Consider the following 26672-nt stretch of genomic DNA (forward strand, 5'->3'; position numbering starts at 1 on the left):
GCACGAATATTTCTTCCCCGGACGATGAGGATCGCCTTGCCATGCCCCCCAAGACTCTTCGCGCGCCGCTTGCGCTGGCCCTGCTGATGATCGCGCCCGCAACGGCCCACGCGGCCGACGCCGCCGCTTCGGCGCCCGCCCCGGCGCTGGTCTATCCCGCGACCGAGCGTGGCAACACCATCGATCCGCAATTCGGTGTCGACGTCGCGGATCCCTATCGCTGGCTCGAGGACGACGTCCGCGTCAATCCCAAGGTCGCCGCCTGGGTTGCCGACCAGAACAAGGTCACCGACGCCTATCTGGCGACACTGCCGGGGCGCGAAGCCTTTCGCAAGCGGATGACCGAACTTTACAATTACGAACGCTTCGGTCTGCCGCGCAAGGCGGGGACCCGCTATTTCTACACACGCAACGATGGATTGCAGCCACAGGCGGTGCTGTACGTCCGCGAGGGGCTGTACGGCGAAGGCCGCGTGCTGATCGACCCGAACGGCTGGGCCAGGGATGGTGCAACCGCACTGGGCGAATGGAACCCGTCCGAAGACGGCAAATATCTTCTCTATTCGGTGCAGGACGGCGGCACCGACTGGCGCATTGTCCGCGTCAAGGACGTCGCCAGCGGTCAGGACATCAGCGACGAAATCCGCTGGGTCAAATTCTCCTCGCTCGACTGGGCCAAGGACGGCAGCGGCTTTTATTACTCGCGCTTTCCCGAACCGAAGGAGGGGCAGGCCTTCCAGTCGCTCAACGAAAATCACGCGGTCTATTTCCACAAGCTCGGTACGCCCCAGACCGCCGACGTGCTGATCCACGCGACCCCGGACAAGCCAAAGCTCAACCATGCGGCGGTCGTCACCGACGACGGCAAATATCTTCTCGTCGTGTCGTCCGAGGGGACCGACGAACGCTTCGGCCTGACGCTTCATCCCTTGAAGGGAGGCAAGGCGATCCCGCTGGTCGACGATTATGCGAACAACTGGGAATATGTGACCAACGAGGGGACGCGCTTCACCTTCGTCACCAACAAGGGCGCGCCGCGCCAGCGGATCGTCTCGTTCGATATCAAAAAGCCTTCGGCGTTGACCGAGGTCGTCGGTGAGAATGAGGCAACGCTGGTCGGCGCCTCGCGCGTCGGCAACCGCCTCATCCTGTCCTACCTCGGCGATGCGAAGTCGGAAGCGCGGATGGTCGCCCTCGACGGCAAGCCGATCGCCAACATCAAGCTGGCCGACATCGGCTCGGCGACGGGCTTCGGCGGCAAATCGGCCGATCCCGAAACCTTCTACAGCTTTGCGAGCTATGCCACGCCGACGACGATCTACCGCCTCGACACGGTGACCGGGAAAAGCGAAATCTTCGCACAGCCGAAGCTGACGTTCGATCCCAGGCAGTTTTCGGTCGAACAGCGCTTCTTCAAGTCGAAGGACGGCACCGAGGTGCCGATGTTCGTGGTGATGAAAAAGGGGCTCGACCGCAGCAAGGGCTCGCCCACACTGCTCTATGGCTATGGCGGCTTCAACCTGTCGCAGGTTCCCGGATTCTCGCCGACCAAGCTCGCCTGGGTCGACAAGGGCGGCATCTTCGTGGTCGCGAACATCCGCGGCGGCGGCGAATATGGCAAGGCGTGGCACGACGCCGGACGGCTCGACAAGAAACAGAATGTCTTCGACGATTTCATCGCGGCCGGGGAATATCTGATGGCCGAGGGCATCACCGGGAAGGGCCAGCTCGCAATCGAGGGCGGCTCGAACGGCGGCCTGCTTGTCGGCGCCGTCGTCAACCAGCGGCCCGACCTGTTCGCCGCCGCCCTGCCGGCGGTCGGGGTGATGGACATGCTGCGCTTCGACCGCTTCACCGCGGGCCGCTATTGGGTCGACGATTATGGCTATCCGTCGAAGGAGGCCGACTTCAGGTCGCTTCTCGCTTACTCGCCCTATCATAATATCCGGGGCGGGAAGGCTTACCCGGCCGTGCTGGTGACGACTGCCGACACCGACGACCGTGTGGTTCCGGGGCATAGCTTCAAATACACCGCCGAACTGCAGCACGCCGATGTCGGTTCGAAACCGCATCTGATCCGCATCGAAACGCGCGCCGGCCATGGCTCGGGCAAGCCGACCGACAAGATCATCGCCGAAGCCGCCGACAAATATGCCTTTGCGGCCAAATGGACCGGCCTCAGCGTCGAATAGGCCGCCGGATCGCCATCGCCGCCATCGCCCTTCTTGGGCTGGCGGTGGTGGTCTGGTCGGTCCTGCCGAACGGCAAATTGGCGCGGATCGAACGACGCGCTGCCTGTTACGATCCCGCCGCGCTGCCCAAGGTCGAGACGCTGGCTGACGGACGCAAGGCGATCCGCCTTCGCGTCCTGCTGTGGAATGTCGAAGGACTGCCATGGCCGGTCCGAACTGGACGCGAGGCCCGTCTCGCGCGGATCGCCGACTGGATCGCCGCACGCCGGGCCGAGGGGAATGGTCCCGACATATTGATCCTGCACAAGGCCTTCATTCCCGAAGCTTCGCGCACTTCGCTCGCCGGCAACTATCGATCGATCATGCCCGGTCCCGACCGCGACATGGCCCGGGTGACGCCCGCTGCCACAGCGCCGGAGGGCTTCCTTGGCAGCGCCCATTGGTGGAAGGGCGAAGCGGTCGGCAAGTGGCTCGACAGCGGCCTGTATATCGCAACCGACCTTCCCGTCGTGGCTGCGCGCGTGGAAGCGTTCGGCCACGACAGTTGCGGCGGTTACGATTGTCTGGCGAACAAGGGCGGGCTGGCATTGCGCATTGCGCTCCCCGGCGCGCCCGAGCCGCTGATTCTGTTCAACACGCATCGCAACTCGCGCGAACCGGCGGGCGTCCCGATCGCGCGGGCGGAGACCGCCCACCTGTTGCAGACCCGCGAGAACGACCGGATGCTGGCCGATTTCGATATCGGCAATCGGCCGGCGATGATCGCGGCAGGCGATTTCAACAACTATCGCGCGGGCGACCGCAGTGGCCGCTTCGCAAGCGATCCCGCCTTTCGGCTCGCCGGCAAGGCCGCCGGCTTTGCCGCACGCGCCGCGCCGATGACCGACCCCGCAGCCTGGCGACAGGCCTATGATCTCCTCGGCTATCGCAGCGGCGATCGGCTTGACGTCGCGCCCGTGTCGGTCGCAACCCTGTTCGACGGCAAAAATGGCCCTCGCCTTTCGGATCATGACGCCCAATATGTGGTCTTCCGGATCAGTTGGCCGAACGGCGCGCAGCCGATGCCCAACCCGGTCCCGCCTTGCCATATTTGAGGAAGATGATGTCCTACGCCTTCGCCTTTTCCGCTACCGACGCCGCCACGCTTTGGGCCGAAGCCGCCGACGCCGCTGCCGCCCTCGTCGCGGGCGAGCCCGATGGCATCGCCAACATGGCCAATCTTTCGGCCCTGATCTGGCAGGCGATCCCCGACCTCAACTGGGCCGGCTTCTATCGCTTCGACGGCACCGAACTCGTTCTCGGCCCCTTTCAGGGCAAGGCTGCGTGCATCCGCATTCCGCTCGACAAGGGGGTGTGCGGCGCGGCGGCCCGCCTCCGCGAAACCCAGCGGGTCGAGGACGTCTTCGCCTTCCCCGGGCATATCGCCTGCGATGCGGCAAGCCGCAGCGAACTTGTGGTCCCGATCGTCGTGGACGGCCGGTTGATCGGGGTGCTCGACCTCGACAGCCCCTCGCCGGGACGATTCTCCGCCGAGGATCAGCGCGGCGCCGAAGCGCTTGTCGCGCGCACGGCCACTGCGCTGGTCGGCTGACCCAAATTGGGACGTGAATCTCAGGGTTAACGGATTCGCGGGAATCGGTTCGATTTGCTAACACGCTGTTAACCAATCGCCAGTCGCCGTAACTGGGGCGACCGGCCGGATAACAGGGAGTTAAGCCATGCGCACCATCTTGCTTCTCGGCGTGGCCGCGGGAACGCTGCTGCTGGCAGGTCGCGCGTCGAGCGCCGAAATGCCCATCATCGCCGCGCCGACCGACCTGGCCGGCAACGCGGCCTTCGGTCATGACCCGGAACCGAAACTCGAATATGGCGCGCCGACGGCGCCCGACGTCCGCGTCTATACCGGGTCGCCCGACCGCGTGCCGAGCGAAGTCGAATATCGCCAGGTCAATGGCACCTATGATGCCGAAGGCCGCTGGAGCGGCACCTGGAACGGCACATATGAGGGCCCCGACGGTCGCCGCTACGACGGCACGTACGAAGGCACGGTCGAACGGACCGGTGCGGGATATCCGCCGCCACCCGAATATGATCCGCGTCACGGCGGCCCCGACCCGCGCGATGCCGATATGGCACGGCGCTGCGGCAACGGCGGCAAGATCGGCGGCGCCGTCATCGGCGGTATCGTGGGCGGAGTCGTCGGCAACCGCGTCGCCGGGCACGGCGATCGCACCGCCGGCACCTTGATCGGCGGCGGCGTCGGCGCACTTGCCGGCTCGGCGATCGGCAACGAAGCCGACAGGAAGAAATGCGAAGACTGGTGGGCAAGCCGCGGCGGCTACTACCAGGGTTATGGCTATCCGGGCACGACCGTCTATCAACAGGGCGGCACAAGCTATTCGGGTTACGGATATGGCTATTATACGCCGGGCGTTGTCGTCGTCACGACGATCACCAACGGCGCGCCGGTCGTGACCGAGACGGTCGAGACCAGCACCCGGACCTATTATGAAAACGCGCCGGTGCGGAAACGCTATGTCGCGAAGAAGAAGTGGAAGCCCCGGCCCAAGCCGCGCTGCGCCTGCTGATTTACCCGGTAAGGTCTGGTCACCTGTATCCGGTCCCAAAGGCCCGTCGTCCTTAACGGATGGCGGGCCTTTCGTTTCATCGTGCGCCGATACCGGTTCAGCGGCGCGAAAGCATGACACGCCTAACAAAGGTCTATTGCGGGCCGGACCGTCCTTTGCCCGCCTCGGGGAGTGTCCCTTCGATGCGCAGATTCACAAGCTTCGCGACCGCGACCGCAATCGTCCTGACGTCGGTCGCCGCCGTCCCTGCGGAAGCGCGCGGCCGGTACGGCGGCTGGGGTTACCGCGACCGTGACCATATCAGCACCGGCGAAGTTATCGGCGGGCTTCTCATTCTCGGCACGATCGCCGCGATCGCCAGTTCGGCGAGCAAGGACTCCGCCAACCGACGGGCAGAGCGTCGCAACGACCGCTATGACCCGCCTTATCGCGAACCGCGTCAGGACACGCCAAACTACGACCCGCGCGGCGACGAAGGCGAACCCTATGGCGCTGGAGCAACCGAGGTACGCCCCTATGGCGCGGGCGAAGCCGAAGCCCGCGCAGCCGATGCATGCAGTTGGGCCGTCGAGGGCGAGATGGGCGACGACGCCCGTGTCGACAGCATCACCGAAACGCGCCCCAACAACGGCGGCTGGTACGTCACGGGAACCGCCTCGCGGACGGGCAGCGACGTGCGCAGCTTCGGTTGCAGCTACAAGAGCGGCCGCGTGATCGACGTGCGCTTCGATTGACCCGATTCTCCCTGTCGCACAGCGGCAGGAACGACGCCTTTGGCGCCACGCGACGGAGGGGCCCTTGCACAGCGCAAGCGGCCCCTTCCCCCTTTGTCGTCCGGCCCGCAGAGGGGCGATTTCATTTATGAACCCCAGCAAAACCGAGGCTGAACCTCAGATAAGCGGGGGGTTCAGGGCCGCGTCACAGCCGAATCGGTAAAAGGGTCTCAACAGGCAGCAAAGGGTGCCGCCTGCGCGAATTGGAGACCGAACCATGGCTATGAAAGCTTCCTTGACCAAGGCCGCGATTGGTGCGGCCACCGCTGGCGCGATGCTCGTGAGCGCCGCCCCCGCCGCCGCGCGCGATCGGAACGACCGCGATGGCATCAGCGCGGGCGAAATCATCGCCGGCGCTGTCGTGATCGGCGGCCTCGCCGCAATCCTGTCGGCCGACAACGACCGTGATCGCTATGACCGCTACGACAACCGCTATCGCGACGATTATCGCGGCGACTATCGTGGTGGCGGTCGATATGACGACGCCCGCTACGGTTACGGCTATGACTATAACCGCTACGGCAACAGCCGCAGCGCCGTCAGCCAGTGCGTTAACGCGGTGGAGCGCGGCACGACCCGCTATGGTCGCACCGACGTCACGCAGGTCACCAGCATCGACCGCAAGCGCGACGGCTATCGCGTCAAGGGCCGCGTTGTCGTCCGCGACGGCTACGGCGGTCGCTGGGGGCGCGGCGGTTCGTACGACCAGGGCAAGTTCAGCTGCGACGTCCGCTACGGCCGGGTGCAGGATATCGACTACTCGGGCCTGCGCTGAATCCCGACCGGCTGATCCGGAACCCATGGCCCGCCGCGTGGCACCCCACGCGGCGGGCCTCTTGCGCGCGGCCCCTTGCACCGACGCGAGGGGCGTCGCATGAAGCCGCATGATCAAACATTGCCTGCTCGCCGCGCTGCTGATCGCCGCGCCCGCCGCCGCTCATGCCAAGGACGAAACGCCCGCCGCCGACCCGGCCCGACTCAAGGCGCTCGTCGAAAAGCTCGTCTCTTTCGGAACCCGGCACACGCTCTCATCGACGACCGATCCGAAGCGCGGCATCGGCGCCGCGCGCAACTGGGGCGCCGGTGAATTCGAACGGTTGTCAAAGGCTTGCGGCGGCTGTCTGACGGTCGAACGGATCAGCGACCGGTTCGAGGGCCCCCGCGCGCCTGACGGCGTGATCGTTGAAAATATTCTGGGCATTCAGAAAGGCAGCGACCCCGATCGCGTGATCATCATCGCCGGCCATATCGACAGCCGCGTGACCGACCCGATGAATACCACCGCCGATGCACCGGGCGCCAACGATGACGGATCGGGTACCGCGCTGGTCCTCGAAGCCGCCCGCCTGCTGTCGAAGGACAGGCATCGCGCGACGATCGTCTATGCCCTGCTCTCGGGCGAGGAACAGGGCCTCTGGGGCGGCAAGCTGATCGCGCGCCACGCAAAGGACAAGGGTTGGCAGGTCGTCGCCATGCTCAACAACGACATCGTCGGCGGCACCCACGGCACCGACGGGACCATCGTCGACAACCGCGTCCGTGTGTTCAGCGAGGGCATCAGGGCATCCGAAGATCTGGCCGGCCAGCTCGCACGACGGGGGATCGGGGGCGAAGATGATGGCCCGTCGCGCGCGCTTGCCAAGGCCGCTATCCGCGCCGGAATGCTGCATCCCGCGATCGGTCTCGAAGTGCTTGCCGTGCGCCGGCCCGACCGTTTCCGCCGCGGCGGCGATCATCTTCCCTCGCTGGAACTCGGCTATCCCGCAATCCGCTTCACCGTCGGGATCGAGGATTATGATCATCAGCATCAGGATCTGCGCATCGAAAACGGCCGCAAATACGGCGACACGGTCGACGAGATGGACTTTCCCTACCTCTCGCGCGTGACCGCGCTCAATGTCGCCCTGGTTCGCGAACTCGCCGATGCCCCCCCGGCGCCCGCCCATGTCAGCATCGACGGCGCGGTCAGCTCGAACACGACGGTCCGCTGGACGCCGGTCGAGGGTGCCGCCGCCTATCGCATCTACTGGCGCCGTGCCGACCGCAACGATTGGACCGACAGCCAGCTCGTCTCATCTGACTCCAGATCGGAGAGAATGTTGCCCGGCGTGATCGTGGATGACAATTTCTTTGGCGTTTCAGCGGTTTCCGCGACCGGTGAGGAAAGCATCGTCGCATTTGGCGGCCTTCCCGCCGCTCGATAACTATCAAAGACGGCAAACGAAAATTTACCTTCGCGCGGTATGGCATCGATGGGACCAAAATGACCGCCTGGCGTGGGTGACCGGGCGGAGAGAATGTTGGTCGCCCATGCCGAATCCCGAGGCTGCAGCCTCACCATTGCCGGACGAAAAGCGCCAGCCGCGACAGTCGCGACTGGTCAAGGCTTCGCTCGGCTGTCAACGACTTGGCCGGTTTGACGTGACGATCCGCAACGTGTCTGAAACTGGCATCGGCGGCCAGTGCCCACATATCCTGAACATTGGCGAACGCATGACGGTCTTCCTGCCCGGGCATGAACCGATGCTCGGCACCGTACGCTGGGTGGTCGACAAGCGATTCGGTGTCGAAACCGACAAGCCGGTCGAAACCATGCGGCTCCGCGCATCGCACGGCGACGATCTGCGCACCGTCGATAGTGTCGCCGATTTCCAGATCGTCCCCGCACCGAAAGTCGATACATGGCGCCCGGGATTGACGCGCGCGACCACCGTCCCCGACCATTTCGGGCGAAAACGTTAGGCAGGAAACAAGAGCGAACGCATGTCGCCATTGCCATTTCCGAGTTGGCGGTTCAGCGTCGCGACATGGGTGTTCAAAAGGGCGAAAGCGGACCGCACAGCGCAATCCTGAGCGCGTCGGCTGCGGCAATTGTCGACTGGCTGGCGGAGGTCGGAACACGATGGGGCTTCCCCGCCGATGCCTGTCGCGTTCACGGCCTCCTGTACCTCGTCGCGAAACCGCTCTTCGCCGATGTCCTGAGCCGCGAGTTGTCGTTGACGCCGGAGGCGACGAGAGGCGCGCTCGTCTGGCTGGCCGGTGAAGATCTGGTGACGGAGGGCCGCGAAGGCTGGACGACCCAGGCGGACCCATGGATCCTGATGATGCAAACGCTCGAGAAACGGCGCCAGCGGGAACTGCCGTCGGCGCTGGCCGTTCTCGGTCCCTGGCGCCATCCAACGGACGTGGATGACCCGGCAGTCGGGCGCCAGGCGAAGCGCCTGCTCGATCTGGTCGAGGACCTGGCGGCGATCGACGCCGGAACCCGACGTCTTTCGAACCACACGCTGCGGCGTATGGTCGGTATCGGCGGACGCGCGGCGCGCCTTCTCGGCGCCACCGGACGCAGCAGGGGAAAGTCATGAGCGAAGCGGGCGGTGCCGCAGCCGGCGCCTTCAAGGTAAATTCGCTGTCGGGGCTCGATCGGGCCGATGCGGTCGAAGGCCGCGTATTATGGGACGGAAACCGCTCGATCTGGAACATGGCCATGCTGGTCACCGCGCTGGTGCTCGGTCCCATGACTTTCGGCTGGAGTGCGCTTGCCGTGTTTCTCCTGACCTCGGCCGTGACCCTGTGTGCCGGCCATTCGGTCGGCTTTCACCGGCGGCTGATCCACCGCAGCTTTGATTGTCCGAAGTGGCTTGAACGGATCCTGGTCTTCCTTGGTACGGCGGTCGGCATGGGCGGGCCGATCTGGACGATCCGCTTGCACGACAGTCGCGACTGGGCCCAGCGCCAACCCGACTGCCACTGGTTCCTCCGCCATGCCAGGCCGCTCTTGATCGATGGGTTCTATTATCTCAATTTCCGGCTTCAACTCGCGCAGCCGCCGGGCTTCGACTCCGGCCCCGGTATCGCGGACGATCGCTTTTACCGCTTTCTCGACCGCTACTGGATGCTGCCCCAGGTTCCGATCGCGCTGATCCTGTACTGGGCGGGGGGCTGGCCCTGGGTCATCTGGGGCGTGCCGGTGCGCGTTGCCGCCTGCACGACCATGCACTGGTTCATTTCCTATTTCGCTCATACGCGCGGCTCGCAGGACTGGGCCGTCGATGGCGCGGTCATCCAGGCATATAATGTGCCGATCATGGCCATCCCGACGATGGGCGAAAGCTGGCACAGCAACCATCACGCCTTCCCGAGTTCGGCGCGCCATGGCCTCTATCCGGGACAGATCGACCTCGGCTACCGTTTCATCCAGCTTCTGGCCCTGATGAGACTGGCGTCGAACATCAAGCTGCCGGCCAATCTGCCGGCGAGGCCGGGCATCACCCCGCTGACCGCCAGAGCGCTCAGCGTCGCATCCGATCGTCAGGCGAATATCCGGGCGCATGATGACCGCCGAGCCTGATCCGCTCGACGTTCTGCGCGAGGCGAATGGCCTCGAACGCGCCGATGCGTCGCACTGGACGTTTCGCCTCGGGCCGCTGCGGCCCCGTCTGCCCAATTTCGCATGGCGGAAGGCGGCAATCGACGCCCACGACCGCCACCATCTCATCACCGGCTACCCGCTCACGCTTGCCGGCGAAATACAACTCGCCGCCTGGGAATGGGGGGCGGGTCGCTATCCCGACTGGCGCGCCACCCTGTTTTGCTCGCCGCTGATCCTTGCCGGGATCATCGCCATGCCCCGCCGCACCCGGCGGGCCTATGAAGCGGGAAAGCGCAGCGAAAGCCTGTATCCGAAACGCCAGCCGTCCTGAACGCCAAAAGAAAACCGGCGCGGATCGCTCCGCGCCGGTATCCCCCGTCAAAACTCTTGGCGTGCAGCGGCTCAGGCGACCCGGCGCACTTCATTGCCTTCTTCGTCGATGTCCCGCAGGACATAACCGCGGCCCCAGACCGTCTCGATATAGTTTTCGCCGCCACAGGCGAGCGCCAGCTTCTTGCGCAGCTTGCAGATGAAGACGTCGATGATCTTGAGCTCGGGCTCGTCCATGCCGCCGTACAGGTGGTTGAGGAACATTTCCTTGGTCAGCGTGGTGCCCTTGCGGAGCGAAAGCAGTTCGAGCATCTGATATTCCTTGCCGGTCAGATGCACGCGGACGCTGTCGACTTCGACCGTCTTGGTATCCAGATTGACCGCCAGCTTGCCCGTCTTGATGACGCTTTGGCTGTGGCCCTTCGAACGGCGGACGACCGCATGGATGCGGGCGACCAGTTCGTCGCGATGGAAAGGCTTGGTGACATAATCGTCGGCACCGAAGCCGAACGAACGCACCTTCGAATCCATTTCGGAAACGCCCGACAGAATCAGCACCGGCGTCTGCACCTTCGCGGTGCGCAGCTTTTTCAGCACGTCATAGCCATGCATGTCAGGCAGGTTCAGGTCGAGCAGAATGATATCGTAATCATACAGCTTGCCGAGGTCCAAGCCTTCCTCACCCAGGTCGGTGGTATAGACGTTGAAGCCTTCGGTCGTGAGCATCGTATCGATCGCCTTGGCGGTCGTCGGCTCGTCCTCGATCAGCAGTACGCGCATTGGGCACCCCTTACTCCATCCCTTTCGGGACTGTTTCCCACGATGATCCCGCAACCCGTCTGCTGGCCATCATGCTGCCACCGACGTCCCCCGTTGCAGGACTGCCGGAACATTAACCATGAAAGCAATGAAGGGAAAAGGTTAATTTTGATTTAACCCGCGGGAATCCACGAGTCGCGGCCAATATGTCACAGCCGATTTACAGGCCTTGGGCGTTTCACATCGCCAGGAACTGCTCGTGCGCAAGCGTGCAGGACGGCTTCAGCGTTTCGACCAGATGGTCCGACAGCGCGCGCACGCGCGCGGGACGCAGGCGCGAAGGCGGCGACAGCAGGTGCAGATAGGCCTGCGGCCGCGACCAGTCGGTCAGGATGCGGACGAGCGCCCCCGACTTCAGTTCCTCGGCGGCAATGAAGTCGGGAAGCAAGGCGATCCCTCCCCCCGCGACGAGCAGCGGAACGACGATGTCGCCATTGTTCGCGAACAACGGTCCGGTCGGCAGCACCGTGGCCTCTTCACCCTCGCGCTGGAAGTGGAGCGGGGTTGCGCGCTGCCGGTGCCCATAGCCGATCAGCCGATGGCCGGAGAGGTCGAGCGGATGCCTCGGGGTTCCATGTTTCGCCAGATAGGCGGGGCTGGCAAGCATCGACGCGGCGACGGGCGCGATCGTCCGCGCGAGCAGGCTGGAATCGGCCAGCGGCGAGATCCGGAGCGTCAGGTCGATCCCCTCGGCGACCGGGTCGTTGCGCGCGTCGCTCAGCAGGACGTCGATCTCGACCGCCGGATGCTGGTCGAGGAAAGCGGCGAGCGGCGGGCCGAGCACCTTGATCCCAAAGCTCATCGGCGCCGCGAGACGGATCGGCCCCGCAAGGTCAAGCCGGTCGCCGCGCGCGGCTTCGGTCGCCGCGGTCGCCGCCGCGACCATTGCCCGCGCCTCGTCGATCAGCCCGGTCCCCGCGGTCGATACCGCTACCACGCGCGAGCTGCGATGGAGCAAGGTGATGCCAAGCGACGCCTCGAGCCGGGTTACCGCCTTCGACACACTCGCCTTCGACAGGCCGAGGGCGGCCGCAGCGGCGGTAAAGCTGCCGCCGTCGGCGACGGCCACGAAACAGGCCCAGCCTTCATAATCGGGAAGCGCCACAAATACCCTCCAAACGGAAACAATGGTTTTCCATCTACGCTATTTCAGAAACGATCCCAATGCCTATCTTGCCCTCAACAGACGCGCCGCCCGGCACCGATGCCCAAAGAGGGTGGCGCCAGATGAAAGGACAAGCCCGATGATCGATATTCGCAAGTTCGACACGCTGGGCCACGCCAACCACGGCTGGCTCGACGCCCGTCATCACTTTTCGTTCGCCAACTATTACGACGAAGGCCGAATGGGCTGGGGCGCGCTGCGCGTCTGGAACGACGACGCCATCGCGGCGCAGTCGGGCTTCCCGCCGCACCCGCATCGCGACATGGAAATCATCACCTACGTCCGCTCCGGCGCGATCACGCACCGCGATTCGATGGGCAACACCGGCCGCACGGCAGCGGGCGATGTGCAGGTGATGAGCGCCGGAACCGGCGTGACGCACAGCGAATTCAATCTGGAGGGCGAGGAAACCACGCTCTTCCAGATCTGGATCATGCCCGACCGCGATGGCGGCAACCCCGGCTGGGGCGCCCGCCAGTTCCCGAAGGCGGATCGTTCTGGCCAGTTCGTCACGCTGGCCAGCGGTATCGAGGGCGATGAAGCCCTGCCGATCCGCGCCAACGCCCGTGTGGCGGCGGCAACGGTCAACGCCGGCGAGAGCGTCTCCTACGACCTCGAGGGCGGTCGCCACGCCTACCTCGTCGCCGCCAAGGGCAGAATCCGCGTCAACGGACAGGATGCCGACCCCCGCGACGGCATCGCGCTCCGCGATGTCGGCACGATCGAGGTCGAAGCGCTCGACGACGCCGAACTGGTGCTGGTCGACAGCCTCTGACGAAGCCCCCCGGGCCGCCGCCTGTCCCCTCCCTTTGGCGGCGGCCCACCCCCATTTTTACCCAAGACTGGAAGGATGAAGTTGATGGCTAAGGTTCTGGTGCTCTATTATTCGAGCTATGGTCATATCGAGCAGATGGCCGATGCCGTTGCCGATGGCGCGCGCGCCGCGGGCGCGGAGGTCGATATCCGCCGGGTCGCCGAAACCGCGCCTGCAGCGGTCGTCCAGGCTGCCGGGTTCAAGACCGACACCGCGCATCCCGTGCTTGCCGATCCCAACGAACTCGCGAACTACGACGCGATCGTCGTCGGCACGCCGACGCGCTTTGGTCGAATGTCCAGCCAGATGGCCAGTTTCTGGGACACCGCCGGCGGCGTCTGGGCGCAAGGCAAGCTGAACGGCAAGGTCGGCGCAGCCTTCGCCTCGACCGCTTCGCAGCACGGCGGACAGGAAACCACCCTGTTCTCGGTCCTGACCAATCTCCTGCACTTCGGCATGACGATTGTCGGACTCGACTATGGCTACGCCGGCCAGATGGGCGTCGATGAGGTCAAGGGCGGAGCGCCTTATGGCGCAACGACGCTTGCCGACGGCAACGGCTCGCGCCAGCCGAGCGAAGCCGATCTCGGCGGCGCTCGCTATCTGGGCGAGCGCGTCGCCCGGACCGCGGCGAAACTGATCGCCTGATGTCGGCGCGCCGCCTCCCGAGCCTGTTCCTCTCGCACGGCTCACCGATGATGGCGCTAGAACCCAGCCCGGCGCGGGATTTCCTTGCCGGGCTGGGCGCCCAACTCCCGCGTCCGCGCGCGATCCTGATCGTGTCCGCGCATCATGATGCGGCGTTCGAAGGCGGCCGCGCGACCGTAACCGCGTCGGCCGCGCCGCCCACGATCCACGACTTTGGCGGCTTTCCCGACGAACTGTTCGCGATGCGCTACCCCGCGCCGGGCGATCCGGCGCTCGCCCGCCGCATCGCCGATCGGCTCGCCGACCACGGCCTGACGGTGGCGATCGACCCCGACCGGGGCCTCGACCATGGCGCTTGGGTGCCGCTCTCGGTCATCTACCCCGATGCCGACCTTCCGGTTGTCCAGCTTTCGATCGCGTCCAACGCATCGCCGGAATGGCACTACGCGCTTGGGCAAGCGCTCGCCCCGCTGCGCGACGAAGGCGTGTTGATCATCGGATCGGGCAGCATCACCCACAATCTGCGCGCTTTCTTCACGACCTGCCCGCCCATCGCGGCGCCGGCCCCCGCCTGGGTCAGCGATTTCACCGCATGGATCGCGGACCGCATGGAGGTTAACGCGATCGACGATGTGCTCCACGCCGTCGATCGCGCCCCTCATGGACGCGACAATCATCCGACCCCCGATCATATCCTGCCCCTGTTCGTCGCAATGGGCGCGGGGGCGGACGGCGAAAGCCTGCGCGCCCGGCGACTTCACGCCAGCACCACCTATGCCGTGCTCGCGATGGACGTTTACGCTTTCGGCGAAGAGGCCCCCGCCCTATAGCGCGGCGATGCTCCTTTCAGACCGCATCCTTTTTCTCGACGGCGAGGCCATCGTCCTCGACAAGCCCGAAGGCCTTCCCGTCGATCCGCCGCGCGACGGCAGCCTCAGCCTCGAGAATCATCTCGATTCGCTGAAGTTCGGTTTCAAGCGCTGGCCGCTGGCTGTCCACCGGCTCGACCGCGACACATCGGGTTGCCTGCTGCTCGCCCGCAACCCCAAGGCGCACGGACGCTTCACCCGCGCCTTCGAGGATCGCGAGGTCGAAAAGCAATATCTCGCGATCCTCGATGGCGTGCCGGGAACCGCCAGCGGCACGGTCGATCTGCCGCTTTCGAAGGTTTCGACTGCCGAACAGGGCTGGCGCATGGTCGGCGACCCGAAAGGCAAACCATCGATCTCGCATTGGGAAACCTTGGCGGTCGTCGATGGCCGCGCGCTCCTTCGCTTCCGCCCCGAAACCGGCCGAACGCACCAGTTGCGCGTCCACGCGCTCGAAGGCCTCGGTTTTCCGATCGTCGGCGACCCCGTTTACGGCACGGGGCGCGCGAAAGATCGCACGATGCTTCACGCTGAACGGCTCGTCGTAAAACGTGACGTCAAGCCGTCAATAATTGCCGAGGCGCCCTTCCCCGATCGCTTCGCCGCGCTCGGCTTTTCCGCTCCGGAAGGCGCGTCGCCAACCCGTGGCTGACATCCCCGAAAGTGCGATCACGGAGAAATTTCTCGCCGGATCGGGACCGGGCGGCCAGAATGTCAACAAGGTCGCAACCGCGTGCCAGCTCCGCGTCGATGTCTTCGCGCTGGGCCTCGCGCCCGACGCCTATCGACGGCTCAAGACGCTGGCGGGCAGCAGGATGACCGCCGCCGGCGAACTCGTCATCCTCGCGCGCAGCTTCCGCACACAGGAAGCCAATCGCGCCGACGCGCGGGCGCGGCTGAACGAGCTTGTCGATGCCGCCCTCATCCGGCCCGAGAAGCGCATCAAGACCAAACCGAGCAAGGCCGCGAAAGCGAAGCGCGTCGATACCAAGAAAGCGCGCAGTTCGGTCAAGGCCGGCCGCGGCCGCGTGCGCCTCGACTAGGGTCAGGACCCCAGGCATGCAGCTCTACCGGCTCGACGCCAGCGCAGCGCAGATCTCCGTCGCTTTCGGCGTCGACACGGGTGACGACCCCTGGACGGGCGGCTATGTCGTTCCCGCCCGGCCAGCGCCCGTCATCGCCCCCGACAGCCGCGGCGGGCCGCGCCGCTACCTGCGCCCGAAACTGTGGGGCGTGCCCCCGCCGCCGCAGGGAACGCAGCCCGTCGCGACGGTGCGCAACCTCGCCAGTCCGTTCTGGATCGGGACACTTCGCCATCCCGAGCTTCGCTGCCTGATCCCCGCGACAAGCTTTGCCTTATGGTCGGGAGCGGCCGGCACGAAGCGCCAGCACTGGGCCTCGGTGACCGGCCGCCCGATCTTCGCGTTCGCCGGAATCCAACGCCAGAACGAAGACTGGCCGGGCTTTGCGATACTCACCACCGACCCCAACAATATCCTCGATCGCCACGGGGTGACGGCGATGCCCGTGATCCTGCAACCGGAGGATCATGAGCACTGGCTGACCGCCGAATGGCGCGACGCCTCCCGATTGGCGGCCGCCTATCCGGGACATCTGATGACCGTCGGCGACACGCCACCCCTGATCTGAAATTTCACCATATTTCTTCACTTTGCGATAACCAGCACCGCGCTAAATCCAGCGAATCGATGGACGGGGCGGGATTTGCGAACAGTGCAGATGAGGACGAAACCCACGACGCAAGGACGGCGCTCCGAACGCGCCGCCGTGCAGGCCCGCGCGCGTTTCCGCGAGCCGGGACTCAATCCGTTCGATGTCGATCTGTTCGACCTGTCGTCGACCGGCTTCCGCATGGTGACGTCTTTCCGGCCCGACATCGGCAAGCATATCTGGGTAAACCTGCCCGGGTTGCAACCGCTCGAAGCCGTCGTCCGCCGCGCCGAAGGCAACAACTATGGCTGCGAGTTCGTCTATCCGCTCCACCCCTCGGTGGCCGCGCACTTGCAGGTCAAGCTGCGGCAGGAAGCCCTGACACGCTGACCTTCGCTGCCCCCGCGCATGGCGGTGGCCCGATCAAACCTGCGGCGATTCCGACTTCTTCAGGATATGCTTCCATTCGTCGGGGGTGACGCGCCCGACCGACAGGCGCGACTGACGGATCAGATCCATGTCGGACAGCACCGGATCGGCCTTGATCGCCGCCAGCGTCACGGGATGCTTCAGGACCCGCACCGGCGCAACGCGCACCACGACCCATGGCGACCCCTCATCGGCGGTCGGGTCGGGAAAGCTCGCCTCGGTGATCCGCATGATCCCCACGCATTCCTTGCCGATATTGCTGTGATAGAACAGCGCCTCGTCGCCGACCTTCATCGCCATCATGTTGAGCTTGGCGGTATGATTGCGCACGCCGTCCCAGATACCGCTGCCGTCCTTGACGAGTTGCTCCCACGCATAAGCGTCGGGTTCGGATTTCATCAGCCAATATTGCTTGCTCATGGCGCGAGGCTTAGCCGAGCGCGCTGCGCGACGGAACCGCCTTTTTCCCTTTAAAGGCTCCGCGGCAACGCCTAAATCGTGACTCATCCGCGCCAGCCGGGCGCCGCCCCTGAACATATGGACAATATTCGCATGACTGCTGCCGTTCCCGTTATTTCGATGTCGCTTCCCGCCGACCAATTCGCGCATGATTTCGGCGCTTCGTTCGAACGCTTCGGCTTTGCGATGATCACCGACCATGGCATCGACCCCGCGCTGATCGACGACGCCTGGGCGAAAGCGAAGGCCTTCTTCGCGCTGCCCGAGGCAACAAAGCGGGCCTATCACATCACGGGCGGCGGCGGCGCGCGCGGCTATACCCCCTTCGGGACCGAGATTGCGAAGGGCGCCAAGGAAGTCGACCTCAAGGAATTCTGGCACGTCGGCCGCGACCTGCCCGCCGGCCACCATCTTGCCGCGCAGCAGCCGAACAATGTCTGGCCCGCCGAAGTCGCCGGCTTCCGCGCCGTCTACGACCGGCTCTTCGCCGAATTCGACCGCGTCGGAGGCCGCCTGCTGTCGGGCATCGCCCGCTACCTCGGCCTTGCGCCCGATTTCTTCGACGACACCGTCGCGGACGGCAACAGCGTGATGCGTCTGCTCCACTATCCGCCCGTCGCCGCCCCCGCAAAGGGCATCCGGGCCGAAGCGCATGAGGATATCAACACGATCACCCTGCTGCTCGGTGCCGAAGAGGCCGGGCTCGAAATCCTCGACAAGGACGGAAGCTGGCTTCCGGTCTCGCCCCCGCCGGGCGCGATGGCGGTCAACGTCGGCGACATGCTGCAGCGGCTGACCAACAACCGCCTGCCCTCGACCACCCACCGCGTCCGCAACCCCGACGAAGGCCGCGCCAGCGTCGCGCGCTATTCGATGCCCTTCTTCCTGCATTTCCGTTCGGACTATCCGATCGAAACGCTGGAAAATTGCGTCGATGCGTCGCACCCGAATCTCTACCCGACACCGATCACCGCCGACGACTATCTGCAGGAGCGGCTACGCGAGATCGGGCTCAAGAAGTAGGGCAGACAACATAGATGCCGCAGCGATGCCACCACGTGGCGATCAACACTTGATGGATAACACAATCTTAGTAATGGGCGCCCATTGATACGTGATCGGAAGGACGCAAGAATGCTGGCTACCATTGGTTACGAGCGCTCATCGCTAGCCGATTTCGTCGCGACACTGGTCCATAGCGAGATCGAAATCCTTATCGACATCCGTGACCGAGCCCAGTCACGGATGCGCGGTTTTTCTAAATCTGCCCTTTCGGAAGCGCTAAAAGAAGCAGGAATTGGCTATGTCCATTTTCGACAGCTCGGCGACCCAAAGGAAGGGCGCGATGCTGCCAGGCAGGGAAGATACGACCTGTTCCGTGAGATTTTCCGTGAAGTTATGTCAACTGCTAGTGCAAAAAATGCCCTTTCAGAGGTACAAGATTTAGCTGCTAACAAAAAAATCTGCTTGATGTGCTATGAGCGCGACTACAATCAGTGTCATCGAAAAATTGTTTCTGAACATATCGAACGCATGTTATCCTGTAAGGCAACACACTTAGGGGTGCAGAGCGGGATTGCCAATGAACGGACAGCCGGACGAGTGCTTTATACTGATAAAAGCGCAACCTCATCGGTCTAGCAAATACTTTGAAACTGTCTGTTGTGCAGGCGTAGGCCGAGACAACAAGTGGCGCCGTCAATATCCTGTGCCGTTTCGGATATTACAGGATTCTCAGAAATTCGGACGCTGGAGTTGGATAACGTACCGGTTCGTAAAATCTGATGGTGATCCACGAATTGAAAGTCAAAAGGTAATACCTGAGAGCCTCGTCGTCGGGGACAAGATTCGTTCATCAGAACGCTCTAATTTTCTTCAGCCGTTGATCCGCGCGTCATTTGCTGACGCCGATTCGAGACGAGAATCTCTCTGCTTGATCCGCCCCTTGGATCTGGAATTGACGGCCATAGAAAAATCAGACGAAGAAATTCGATCCGAGGAACAAAAGCATCAAATTCTCGCTGATCAGCTTTCTATGTTCGACAAGACAGCCGAACCAATGAAAACATGCGCGATGCGCTTTGTCGTCAACTGGAAAGACCAAGACGGGAAACCCCGGTCTCATGAGTGCGACGATTGGGAAACTTCAGCGGCCTACAATCGCTTCGAGCGAGATTATGGCCGAACACAGGCCATTGAAATTCTGAAGAGAAAATATGAAGAAGAGTATTTCAAAGCTGGGCTAGCTCTCGGATTTAGCACCCACAGCCGCAGGAATGCTGAGTTTGGTTCTCAGAACCAATGGTTGCTAGTCGGCCTTATCCGGCTCGATCAAAGCAATCAGACCTCCTTCCTACTGTAGCAAATCGCTTTAACGCTCCGCCCAGAAATCGAACACCGCCTGCTGCTGTTCGCGGATGAAGCGCGCGGCCGCCGCGCCTTCCCACGGGCCATCATAGCCGAGCAACAACGCCGTTCCGCCGACCCACCAGCCCTGCCCGGGCAGGCGGTCGCTCTCGCGCACCAGCAGCACCGCAAGATCGGGCTGGCCATCCAGCGCGCATAGCCGATCGACCTCCGCCAGCGTCTTGCACACCGCGCGCATCTTCGGGCGCGTGAAACGAAACCCCAGGTCGCCGAGCAGTTCGGAATAACTGACGCTACGCCCTTCGCGCGCCGCTGCCGTCAGGATGGCCCGGATACGCGGCGCATCGCCAAGCGCCGATGCGTCGGCCGGGCGCGCCTCGCTCCCTAAACCCTGATCTTTGGCGGCCATGGAATGAAACCCGAGGTGCGCTGGACATAGGCGGCATAATCGGGCCGCGTCTTGTGCAGCCCCTTTTCGAGCAGCGCCTTGCCCGACCATTTCGTCAGCGTGAAGGTCAGAAAGAGCGGCCCGATCACGCTCGCGAGCGCGATCCACGGCCCGATGTCGGCGGCGATCAGCCACAGGCCCCACCAGGTCAGCGCGTCGCCGAAATAATTGGGATGCCGCGTGTAACGCCACAATCCCGTGTCGAGCACCTTGCCCTTGTTCGCCGGATCCTTGCGGAAACGATCGAGCTGCGCATCACCGATCGTCTCGAAACCGATCCCAACCAACCCCGCAACCATCCCGATCCAGCCGATAACGCCGACAGTGGGCGGCGGAAACGCCCCCGCCATGCGGATCAGCGAGGTCGCGCCGGCCCAATTCGCCGCGCTTGCCCCTATGCCGATCTGCGCCGGCAGGCTGGTGATGAACAGCAGCGGAGCCTGCGTCAGGAAGACGGTGAGCAGCGCCACCTTCGCCCAGCTCCATTTCTTCGTCTCCATCTGCCGCGCAATGATCTTTGCGTAGCGCGGATCTTCGCCGTGCGATCGCCAGCGGATGAACAGATGGATCGCGAGACGCAATCCCCATAGGGTCGTCAGCCCCAGCAGCAAGCGGCCGTGAGGGCCCTCGACCCCGACCTGCCATGCGCTCCCCCATGCGAGCAGGACCATGCCAAAGGCCCAGAAAGCGTCGATGAACGACACGCCGCGCATCGCGACGGCGATCCACCACAGGATCAGGATCACCGCGAGCAGGCCGGCAAAATTGATGCCCAGCAGCGTCAGCGCTTCGCTCATCCGCGTGCTCCTTCATCTTCCGTGCCGACGATGTCGTCGATCGAGCTTACCGCACGCTCGGGGAATTTGGGAATGCAGCTTTTATAGGTCTCCAGCACCTTCATCATGTCGGCTCGGAAATCGCCGGTCGGCCAGATCAGCGGGCCAAGACCGCCCGTTTTTCGGCCATAATCCATGAAACCGACGACCATCGGAACCTTCGCCGCAATCGCGATCTGGTAAAAGCCCGTCCGCCATTTCTTCGCCTTGCCGCGCGTCCCTTCGGGTGCGACGGTCAGCATGAACTCGGCGCGGCGCGCAAACTCGTCCACCATCTGCTGCACGACATTGCTGGCATTGCGGCGATCGACGGGGATGCCGCCCATCTGCTTCATGAAGCCACCGATCGGCCACCGGAACAGCGACAGCTTGCCCATGAAATGCGCGCGAACCTTCAGGTCGGCAGTCAGCCCGAGGAAATTGACGAAGTCCCAATTGCTGGTGTGCGGCGCCGCAATCAGGATGAAGCGCCGCGGTTCGGGCACATCCCCCACCGCTTTCCAGCCGCGCATCCGGTACATTAGCAGCAGCAGCCACTTCACCGCTCGCGCTATAGGCCCCGGCGGATCGTCTTCGATACCCGTCACGCATTCTCCCCTTCCACCGCATCGATTGCGCGAAAGCGCCGCCGCGCGCAAGCAGCTTGCAGGCGGCAACGGTTTCTGCTCCGATCGCGACGTTGAAAGGGAGACGCGCATGAAGAACTGGACCACGTTGCTGGGCTCGGCACTGCTCGCTACGACCCCGGCAGCTGCGCAGGATGCGCCGCGCGCCGACCAGCTCGCCTTTCGCGATCTTTACAAGGAGCTGGTCGAAACCAACACGACGCTTTCGTCGGGAAGTTGCACGCTGGCGGCAGAACGTATGGCGGCGCGGATGAAAGCCGCAGGTTTCCCCGACGGCCGGTTGACGCTGTTTGCGACGCCCGACCATCCGAAAGAAGGCGGGCTCGTCGCCATTTATCCGGGAACATCCAAAACCGCGAAGCCGATCCTGCTGATCGCGCATATCGACGTCGTCGAGGCTAAGCGCGAGGATTGGGAGCGCGACCCGTTCAGGATGGTCGAGGAAAACGGCTATTTCTATGGTCGCGGCACGCTCGACGACAAGGCGCAGGCGGCGGTCTGGGTCGATGCACTGATCCGCTTCCAGAAGGAAGGCTACAAGCCCAAACGCACGATCAAGCTCGCGCTTACCTGCGGCGAAGAGACCAACGGCGCGTTCAACGGCGCCGAATGGCTCGCCGCGAACAAGCGTGACCTGATCGACGCCGAATTCGCGCTCAACGAAGGCGGCGGCGGCGACAGTGACGGCAAGGGCACGGTGATCGGCCAGTCCGTGCAGGTAGGCGAAAAGACTTTCGCGAATTTCCGCCTCGAAACCCGCAACCCCGGCGGACACAGTTCGGTGCCGGTGCGCGACAATGCAATCTACCAGCTTGCCCGCGCGCTCACGAAAATCGACGAACATGAATTTCCGGTCGAAATGACCGACACGACGCGGCGTTTCTTCGCCGAAGCCGGCGCGGCACGCAACGACGATATCGGAAAGGCGATGGTCGCTTTGGCAAAGGACAATGGCGACAAGGCGGCCGAGGCGATCGTCAATGGCGACCGCTTCCTCCACGGTAACCTCCGCACGACCTGCGTTGCCACGTTGCTCGATGGCGGTCATGCACCCAACGCGCTGCCCCAGCGCGCCGGGGCGAACGTCAATTGCCGCATCTTCCCCGGCCACAGCATCGAGAGCATTCGCGACGAGCTGGCAAAGGTGATCGGGGACCCCGGCGTCACCGTGACCCAGCTCCCGCCAAAGCGTCCCGCTCCACCCGCGCCGCCGCTCGACCCCCGGATCATCGGCCCGATGGAAAGGCTCGTCGCCAAATATTGGCCGGGCCTGAAAGTCATCCCGTCGATGGCGAACGGCTATACCGACGCAACCTTCCTCGGCGCGGCGGGCATCCCGACCTATGGTATTCCCGGCATCTGGGGCGATCCCGACGGCAACGGCGTCCACGGGCTCAATGAGCGCGCCGAAGTGAAGGCGGTCTATGTCGGGCGCGACTTCATGTTCGACCTGGTCAAGGCCTACGCCGACAAACCCTAGCGCAAGAGCTGGTGGCCCGGGGGCAGGGCCCTAGCCCCTGCGCGCCAGTCGATGCACCGGCCCGAACTGCGCGACCGCCGCGCCGATAAACGGTAGTACGACAAGCCACAGCCGCACGCCGGTCACGCCGGCAGGGCTGGCGATGCTGATCGCCGCCGTTGCGGCAAGTCCGATACTGATCAGAATCAACCCCACGACAAGCCGCCAGTGCGGCGTTTCCATATCGGTCTTGCCGTCGGCGCGCTCATATCGCGCGAACAACAGGATAAGCGGCACGAGCGCCGCGATGTACAGCGCGAACCAGATCGGACGCGCGAGCCACCAGGCCGGCGCGCCGGGCGCGACGTCAAGCCCGACTCCGCCGAACAGCCACGCCGCGACCATCACCAGCACGAATGCGGTAAGGTGCCAGAGATAGATCGTCATGATCATTCCGTTGACCAGTACCACTGCCGTCCAGCGTGCGAGATTGCCCAGCACCCGCCGCCCCGCCGGTTCGAGCGCAAGGGCGAAACCGCTCTGCGCCACGCCGAGCGCCAGCAGCGCCAGCGTCGGCGGCATCGAGTTGCTCAGATCAGAACCGGGAACGCCGATCATCGCCACCGGATAGGGACCGAACCCGACGAGCAAAGCCAGCACGGCCAGTCCGCCAACGCCCCATGACAACGCCTTCCCGGGCGCCAGCCGCCCCTCGCTCCAGGCAAAGCCAAGCTGGTGGATCGCCAGCCAGACGAAGGCGAAATTGAGGAAATTGACATAAGGGACATCGAAACGCAGCGACGCGACGTCGATGGCGACCGCCCCCGCGACGAACGCCCAGAACGAACCGAATCCCCACCGTTTCCACGCGCGCCACGTCCATGGCACCAGCGCGGCGACCATCAGATATACCGACAGGAACCACACCGGAATCAACGCGAGCTGTGCCGCCATGGCGACGATGCCGCGCTCGATCCCCATCATGGTTCCAAACATCGCGACAAGGGTCCAGATCAGGAACAGAGGCAAAACCGGGTTGATCAGCCGCTGCAACCGTCCGCTGTACCAGCCCGCATAGCTCCCTCCCTTTCGCAAGGTCGCCGCCCACGACATGCCGTTCGAAAAGCCGCCGACAAGGAAGAAGATGGGCATCACCTGAAACCCCCAGGTCAGCCATTGCGTCCATGGCAGGATGCCGAGCAGGTGCCCGCCCTCGACCGCGCCATCCTTCATATAGGGGGCGGCGACCAGCCAGTGACCGACGACGACCGCGAGAATTGACAGCGCGCGAAGGAAATCGACGTAGCGATTGCGCTCCGGCGGCGCCGCCTCGGCTATCGCCCGCGCGCGCGACCAGAGAGTTTTGCGAACCGCGCCGGTCGTTTCCGTCAAGATATTGCCCCTCTCCAATCAGGCTTTCCAAGCTAGGGCCAGGACCCTAGGGCGACATCTCCGCAACGCAAGCCTTTGCCTTGGCGCGCGAGCCTTGCTATCGGCGCGGAGCAATGGCGAGTACCACCGAAGACACCCCCCCTTCCGTTCCCGGCATGATCGACGCCCCGTTCGACAGCGCGCTGTCCGAACGCTACCTCGTCTATGCCCTGTCGACGATTACCGCACGCTCGCTGCCGGACCTGCGCGACGGGCTGAAACCCGTGCACCGCCGCCTGCTCTGGGCGATGCGTGCGATGCGGCTCGACCCGTCGCAGGGGTACAAGAAATCGGCGCGCGTTGTCGGCGACGTGATCGGCAAATTCCATCCGCACGGCGACACCGCGGTCTATGACGCGATGGTCCGCCTCGCGCAGGATTTCTCGCTGCGCTATCCGCTGGTCGACGGACAGGGCAATTTCGGCAATATCGACGGCGATAACGCCGCGGCCTATCGCTACACCGAAGCGCGGCTGACGCGGGTCGCGATCGACCTGATGCAGGGGCTCGACGAAGGCACGGTCGATTTCAAGCCGACTTATAACGGCGAAGACGAAGAGCCCGAGATCATGCCCGGCCTCTTTCCGAACTTGCTCGCCAACGGCGCAAGCGGGATCGCGGTCGGGATGGCGACGAACATTCCGCCGCACAATGCCGCCGAAGTGATCGACGCCGCGCTGTTGCTGATCGAAAATCCGAAGGCGGAACTTCACGAACTTCTCGCACGTGTCAAAGGTCCGGACTTTCCTACCGGCGGCATCATCGTCGATAGCCCCGAAACGATCGCCCACGCCTATGAAACCGGGCGCGGCGGCTTTCGCGTCCGGGCGCGTTTTTCGACGGGCCGGAATGCCGATGGCGGCTGGGAAGAGACGGGGATCGAAAAGCAGGCGGGCGGCACCTGGCAACTCGTCATCAGCGAAATTCCGTACGGAGTCGCGAAGGGCAAGCTGATCGAACAGATCGCGCAGCTGATCGCCGACAAGAAACTGCCGATCCTCGAGGATATCCGCGACGAAAGCGCCGAAGACTTGCGCATCGTCATCGTTCCCAAGAGCCGGAACGTCGATCCCGATATCCTGAAGGAAAGCCTCTATCGGCTGACGGAGCTCGAGAATCGGTTCGCGCTCAACCTCAACGTCCTCGACGCGACGCGCACGCCAAAGGTGATGGGGCTGCACCAGTTGCTCACCGAATGGCTGGACCATCAGATCGTCGTGCTGATCCGCCGTTCGAAACACCGCATCGCAAAGATCGACGACCGGCTCGAACTCGTTGCCGGCTACCTCATCGCCTTCCTCAATCTGGACCGGATCATCGAGATCATCCGGACCGAGGACGAACCCAAGGCCGTCATGATGGCCGAATTCTCCCTCACCGACCGGCAGGCGGAAGCGATCCTCAACATGCGATTGCGATCCTTGCGCAAGCTGGAAGAGATGGAGCTCAAGCGCGAGCAGGCCGACCTCAGCGCCGAACGCGAAGACCTGGTCAAGCTGGTCGAGAGTCCGGCACGCCAGCGGACCCGGCTGAAGCGCGACCTCGGCGCGCTGCGCGCCGTCTATGGTCCCGAGACCGCGCTCGGCGCCCGCCGGACGACGCTTGCCGAGGCCGCTCCGGCGCGCGATATTCCGCTCGATGCGATGATCGAGAAGGAGCCGGTCACCGTCATCCTGTCGAAACGCGGCTGGATCCGGGCACAGCGCGGGCATGTCGCTGCCGACCAATGGGGCGAGTTCAAGTTCAAGGAAGGCGACGAGCTGCTGTTCGCCGCGCACGCGCAAACGACGGACAAATTGCTGATCGCCGCAAGCGACGGGCGTTTCTATACGGTTGGCGCCGACAAACTGCCCGGCGGGCGCGGCTTCGGCGAACCGCTTCGGCTGGTCGTCGATATCGATCCCGACGCCCGCATCGTCGCCATGCTGCCGGCGAGCGCCGAAGGTCGCCTGTTGCTCGCCTCGACCAGCGGCCATGGCTTTATCGTCCAGATGGGCGACGTGATCGCCGAAACGCGCAAGGGGCGCAATGTCGTCAACCTCAAGCCCAAGGCGCAGCTAAGCGTCGTGCATCCGATTACCGCCGACGACGACAGTATCGCGGTGGTCGGCGAGAACCGAAAACTGGTCGTCTTCCCGATCGCAGAGGTGCCGGTCATGGGACGCGGACAGGGCGTGATGCTCCAACGGTACCGCGACGGCGGCCTGTCCGACGCGGTCAGCTTTGTTTTTGCCGAGGGGCTCAGCTGGGCGATGGGTGGCGACACCGGCCGCACGCGCACCGAAACCGACGTCGGTCCGTGGCGCGTCGCGCGCGGTGCATCGGGCCGGATGCCGCCGACGGGCTTTCCCCGGAACAATCGCTTCAACTGATCGC

At 64.2% G+C, this 26672-nt stretch carries 30 protein-coding genes; 23 read left to right on the forward strand and 7 right to left on the reverse strand.

Annotated features, from left to right (window positions below):
• Positions 1 to 41 precede the first annotated feature (41 nt).
• The 11 genes from JNM03_RS00205 to JNM03_RS00255 all read left to right on the forward strand — a co-directional run bounded on the left by JNM03_RS00205 (position 42) and on the right by JNM03_RS00255 (position 10256).
• Positions 42 to 2192: a prolyl oligopeptidase family serine peptidase gene (locus JNM03_RS00205; protein WP_294033466.1), complete on the forward strand. Its 2151-nt coding sequence runs from the start codon at positions 42 to 44 to the stop codon at positions 2190 to 2192.
• Positions 2168 to 3286, forward strand: a complete 1119-nt coding sequence (locus tag JNM03_RS00210) for a hypothetical protein (RefSeq protein WP_294033468.1) — start codon at positions 2168 to 2170, stop codon at positions 3284 to 3286. The genes JNM03_RS00205 and JNM03_RS00210 overlap by 25 nt, the downstream gene beginning before the upstream one ends.
• Before the next feature lie 8 nt (positions 3287 to 3294).
• A complete protein-coding gene (locus tag JNM03_RS00215) occupies positions 3295 to 3783 on the forward strand; it encodes a GAF domain-containing protein (RefSeq protein WP_294033777.1) in 489 nt (162 codons plus the stop codon).
• A 127-nt stretch (positions 3784 to 3910) separates the two neighbouring features.
• Positions 3911 to 4780: a glycine zipper 2TM domain-containing protein gene (locus tag JNM03_RS00220; protein WP_294033470.1), complete on the forward strand. Its 870-nt coding sequence runs from the start codon at positions 3911 to 3913 to the stop codon at positions 4778 to 4780.
• Positions 4781 to 4962: 182 nt separating this feature from the next.
• Positions 4963 to 5514 (forward strand): hypothetical protein, encoded by a 552-nt coding sequence (locus tag JNM03_RS00225; RefSeq protein WP_294033472.1) that lies wholly within the window; start codon positions 4963 to 4965, stop codon positions 5512 to 5514.
• Between the two features lie 256 nt (positions 5515 to 5770).
• Positions 5771 to 6328, forward strand: a complete 558-nt coding sequence (locus JNM03_RS00230; RefSeq protein WP_294033474.1) for a hypothetical protein — start codon at positions 5771 to 5773, stop codon at positions 6326 to 6328.
• Between the two features lie 109 nt (positions 6329 to 6437).
• Positions 6438 to 7757 carry a M28 family metallopeptidase gene (locus JNM03_RS00235; RefSeq protein ID WP_294033476.1) on the forward strand — a complete coding sequence of 440 codons (1320 nt, stop codon included), beginning with the start codon at positions 6438 to 6440 and terminating at the stop codon, positions 7755 to 7757.
• Between the two features lie 106 nt (positions 7758 to 7863).
• Positions 7864 to 8295: a PilZ domain-containing protein gene (locus JNM03_RS00240; protein WP_294033477.1), complete on the forward strand. Its 432-nt coding sequence runs from the start codon at positions 7864 to 7866 to the stop codon at positions 8293 to 8295.
• Between the two features lie 65 nt (positions 8296 to 8360).
• Positions 8361 to 8918 (forward strand): hypothetical protein, encoded by a 558-nt coding sequence (locus JNM03_RS00245; RefSeq protein WP_294033479.1) that lies wholly within the window; start codon positions 8361 to 8363, stop codon positions 8916 to 8918.
• A complete protein-coding gene (locus JNM03_RS00250) occupies positions 8915 to 9904 on the forward strand; it encodes an acyl-CoA desaturase (protein WP_294033481.1) in 990 nt (329 codons plus the stop codon). The genes JNM03_RS00245 and JNM03_RS00250 overlap by 4 nt, the downstream gene beginning before the upstream one ends.
• Positions 9885 to 10256: a hypothetical protein gene (locus JNM03_RS00255; RefSeq protein WP_294033482.1), complete on the forward strand. Its 372-nt coding sequence runs from the start codon at positions 9885 to 9887 to the stop codon at positions 10254 to 10256. The genes JNM03_RS00250 and JNM03_RS00255 overlap by 20 nt, the downstream gene beginning before the upstream one ends.
• A 71-nt stretch (positions 10257 to 10327) precedes the next feature.
• On the opposite strand, the gene ctrA is transcribed toward JNM03_RS00255, so the two are convergent.
• On the reverse strand, positions 10328 to 11035 hold the full coding sequence (gene ctrA, locus JNM03_RS00260) for a response regulator transcription factor CtrA (RefSeq protein WP_237836541.1): 708 nt from the start codon (positions 11033 to 11035) through the stop codon (positions 10328 to 10330).
• A 217-nt stretch (positions 11036 to 11252) separates the two neighbouring features.
• Positions 11253 to 12179, reverse strand: a complete 927-nt coding sequence (locus tag JNM03_RS00265) for a LysR family transcriptional regulator (RefSeq protein WP_294033486.1) — start codon at positions 12177 to 12179, stop codon at positions 11253 to 11255.
• Between the two features lie 139 nt (positions 12180 to 12318).
• Here JNM03_RS00265 and JNM03_RS00270 point away from each other — a divergent pair, with 139 nt between their 5' ends.
• The 7 genes from JNM03_RS00270 to JNM03_RS00300 all read left to right on the forward strand — a co-directional run bounded on the left by JNM03_RS00270 (position 12319) and on the right by JNM03_RS00300 (position 16631).
• Complete coding sequence (locus JNM03_RS00270) at positions 12319 to 13014, forward strand: pirin family protein (protein WP_294033488.1); 696 nt, start codon at positions 12319 to 12321, stop codon at positions 13012 to 13014.
• A gap of 84 nt (positions 13015 to 13098) precedes the next feature.
• A complete protein-coding gene (gene wrbA / locus JNM03_RS00275) occupies positions 13099 to 13701 on the forward strand; it encodes an NAD(P)H:quinone oxidoreductase (protein ID WP_294033490.1) in 603 nt (200 codons plus the stop codon).
• Positions 13701 to 14531 carry a class III extradiol ring-cleavage dioxygenase gene (locus JNM03_RS00280; RefSeq protein ID WP_294033492.1) on the forward strand — a complete coding sequence of 277 codons (831 nt, stop codon included), beginning with the start codon at positions 13701 to 13703 and terminating at the stop codon, positions 14529 to 14531. Before wrbA ends, JNM03_RS00280 begins: the two co-directional genes overlap by 1 nt.
• A 7-nt stretch (positions 14532 to 14538) precedes the next feature.
• Positions 14539 to 15222: an RluA family pseudouridine synthase gene (locus JNM03_RS00285; RefSeq protein ID WP_294033494.1), complete on the forward strand. Its 684-nt coding sequence runs from the start codon at positions 14539 to 14541 to the stop codon at positions 15220 to 15222.
• Positions 15215 to 15613 (forward strand): alternative ribosome rescue aminoacyl-tRNA hydrolase ArfB, encoded by a 399-nt coding sequence (gene arfB / locus JNM03_RS00290; RefSeq protein WP_294033496.1) that lies wholly within the window; start codon positions 15215 to 15217, stop codon positions 15611 to 15613. Before JNM03_RS00285 ends, arfB begins: the two co-directional genes overlap by 8 nt.
• A 16-nt stretch (positions 15614 to 15629) precedes the next feature.
• Positions 15630 to 16220 carry an SOS response-associated peptidase family protein gene (locus JNM03_RS00295; RefSeq protein WP_294033497.1) on the forward strand — a complete coding sequence of 197 codons (591 nt, stop codon included), beginning with the start codon at positions 15630 to 15632 and terminating at the stop codon, positions 16218 to 16220.
• A gap of 90 nt (positions 16221 to 16310) precedes the next feature.
• Positions 16311 to 16631, forward strand: coding sequence for a PilZ domain-containing protein (locus JNM03_RS00300; RefSeq protein ID WP_294033499.1), 321 nt, complete (start codon positions 16311 to 16313; stop codon positions 16629 to 16631).
• A 33-nt stretch (positions 16632 to 16664) separates the two neighbouring features.
• Here JNM03_RS00300 and JNM03_RS00305 read toward each other — a convergent pair whose 3' ends face one another.
• Complete coding sequence (locus JNM03_RS00305; protein ID WP_294033501.1) at positions 16665 to 17090, reverse strand: EVE domain-containing protein; 426 nt, start codon at positions 17088 to 17090, stop codon at positions 16665 to 16667.
• Positions 17091 to 17222: 132 nt separating this feature from the next.
• Here JNM03_RS00305 and JNM03_RS00310 point away from each other — a divergent pair, with 132 nt between their 5' ends.
• The 3 genes from JNM03_RS00310 (at position 17223) to JNM03_RS00320 (ending at position 19491) form a co-directional block, all read left to right on the forward strand.
• On the forward strand, positions 17223 to 18152 hold the full coding sequence (locus tag JNM03_RS00310) for a 2-oxoglutarate and iron-dependent oxygenase domain-containing protein (protein ID WP_294033778.1): 930 nt from the start codon (positions 17223 to 17225) through the stop codon (positions 18150 to 18152).
• A 111-nt stretch (positions 18153 to 18263) separates the two neighbouring features.
• A complete protein-coding gene (locus JNM03_RS00315) occupies positions 18264 to 18770 on the forward strand; it encodes a DUF488 family protein (protein ID WP_294033503.1) in 507 nt (168 codons plus the stop codon).
• Positions 18712 to 19491: a hypothetical protein gene (locus JNM03_RS00320; protein WP_294033505.1), complete on the forward strand. Its 780-nt coding sequence runs from the start codon at positions 18712 to 18714 to the stop codon at positions 19489 to 19491. Before JNM03_RS00315 ends, JNM03_RS00320 begins: the two co-directional genes overlap by 59 nt.
• Before the next feature lie 9 nt (positions 19492 to 19500).
• On the opposite strand, the gene JNM03_RS00325 is transcribed toward JNM03_RS00320, so the two are convergent.
• Genes JNM03_RS00325 through JNM03_RS00335 form a run of 3 tightly spaced genes read right to left on the reverse strand, consistent with a single transcriptional unit; the run spans position 19501 to position 21367 of the window.
• Positions 19501 to 19905, reverse strand: coding sequence for a ribose-phosphate pyrophosphokinase (locus tag JNM03_RS00325; protein WP_294033507.1), 405 nt, complete (start codon positions 19903 to 19905; stop codon positions 19501 to 19503).
• A complete protein-coding gene (locus tag JNM03_RS00330) occupies positions 19881 to 20741 on the reverse strand; it encodes a DUF1295 domain-containing protein (RefSeq protein WP_294033509.1) in 861 nt (286 codons plus the stop codon). Before JNM03_RS00330 ends, JNM03_RS00325 begins: the two co-directional genes overlap by 25 nt.
• Positions 20738 to 21367, reverse strand: a complete 630-nt coding sequence (locus JNM03_RS00335; RefSeq protein WP_294033511.1) for a lysophospholipid acyltransferase family protein — start codon at positions 21365 to 21367, stop codon at positions 20738 to 20740. The genes JNM03_RS00330 and JNM03_RS00335 overlap by 4 nt, the downstream gene beginning before the upstream one ends.
• A 109-nt stretch (positions 21368 to 21476) precedes the next feature.
• On the opposite strand from JNM03_RS00335, the gene JNM03_RS00340 reads away from it, so the two are divergent.
• A complete protein-coding gene (locus JNM03_RS00340) occupies positions 21477 to 22886 on the forward strand; it encodes a M20/M25/M40 family metallo-hydrolase (RefSeq protein WP_294033513.1) in 1410 nt (469 codons plus the stop codon).
• 30 nt (positions 22887 to 22916) lie between these two features.
• Here the strand turns inward: JNM03_RS00340 and JNM03_RS00345 are convergent, their stop codons facing one another.
• Positions 22917 to 24257, reverse strand: a complete 1341-nt coding sequence (locus JNM03_RS00345; protein ID WP_294033515.1) for an acyltransferase — start codon at positions 24255 to 24257, stop codon at positions 22917 to 22919.
• 113 nt (positions 24258 to 24370) lie between these two features.
• Here JNM03_RS00345 and parC point away from each other — a divergent pair, with 113 nt between their 5' ends.
• On the forward strand, positions 24371 to 26668 hold the full coding sequence (gene parC / locus JNM03_RS00350; protein WP_294033517.1) for a DNA topoisomerase IV subunit A: 2298 nt from the start codon (positions 24371 to 24373) through the stop codon (positions 26666 to 26668).
• The last annotated feature ends 4 nt before the right edge of the window (positions 26669 to 26672 follow it).

It is taken from the genome of Sphingopyxis sp., from assembly GCF_016793825.1.
Classification (GTDB): Bacteria; Pseudomonadota; Alphaproteobacteria; order Sphingomonadales; family Sphingomonadaceae; genus Sphingopyxis.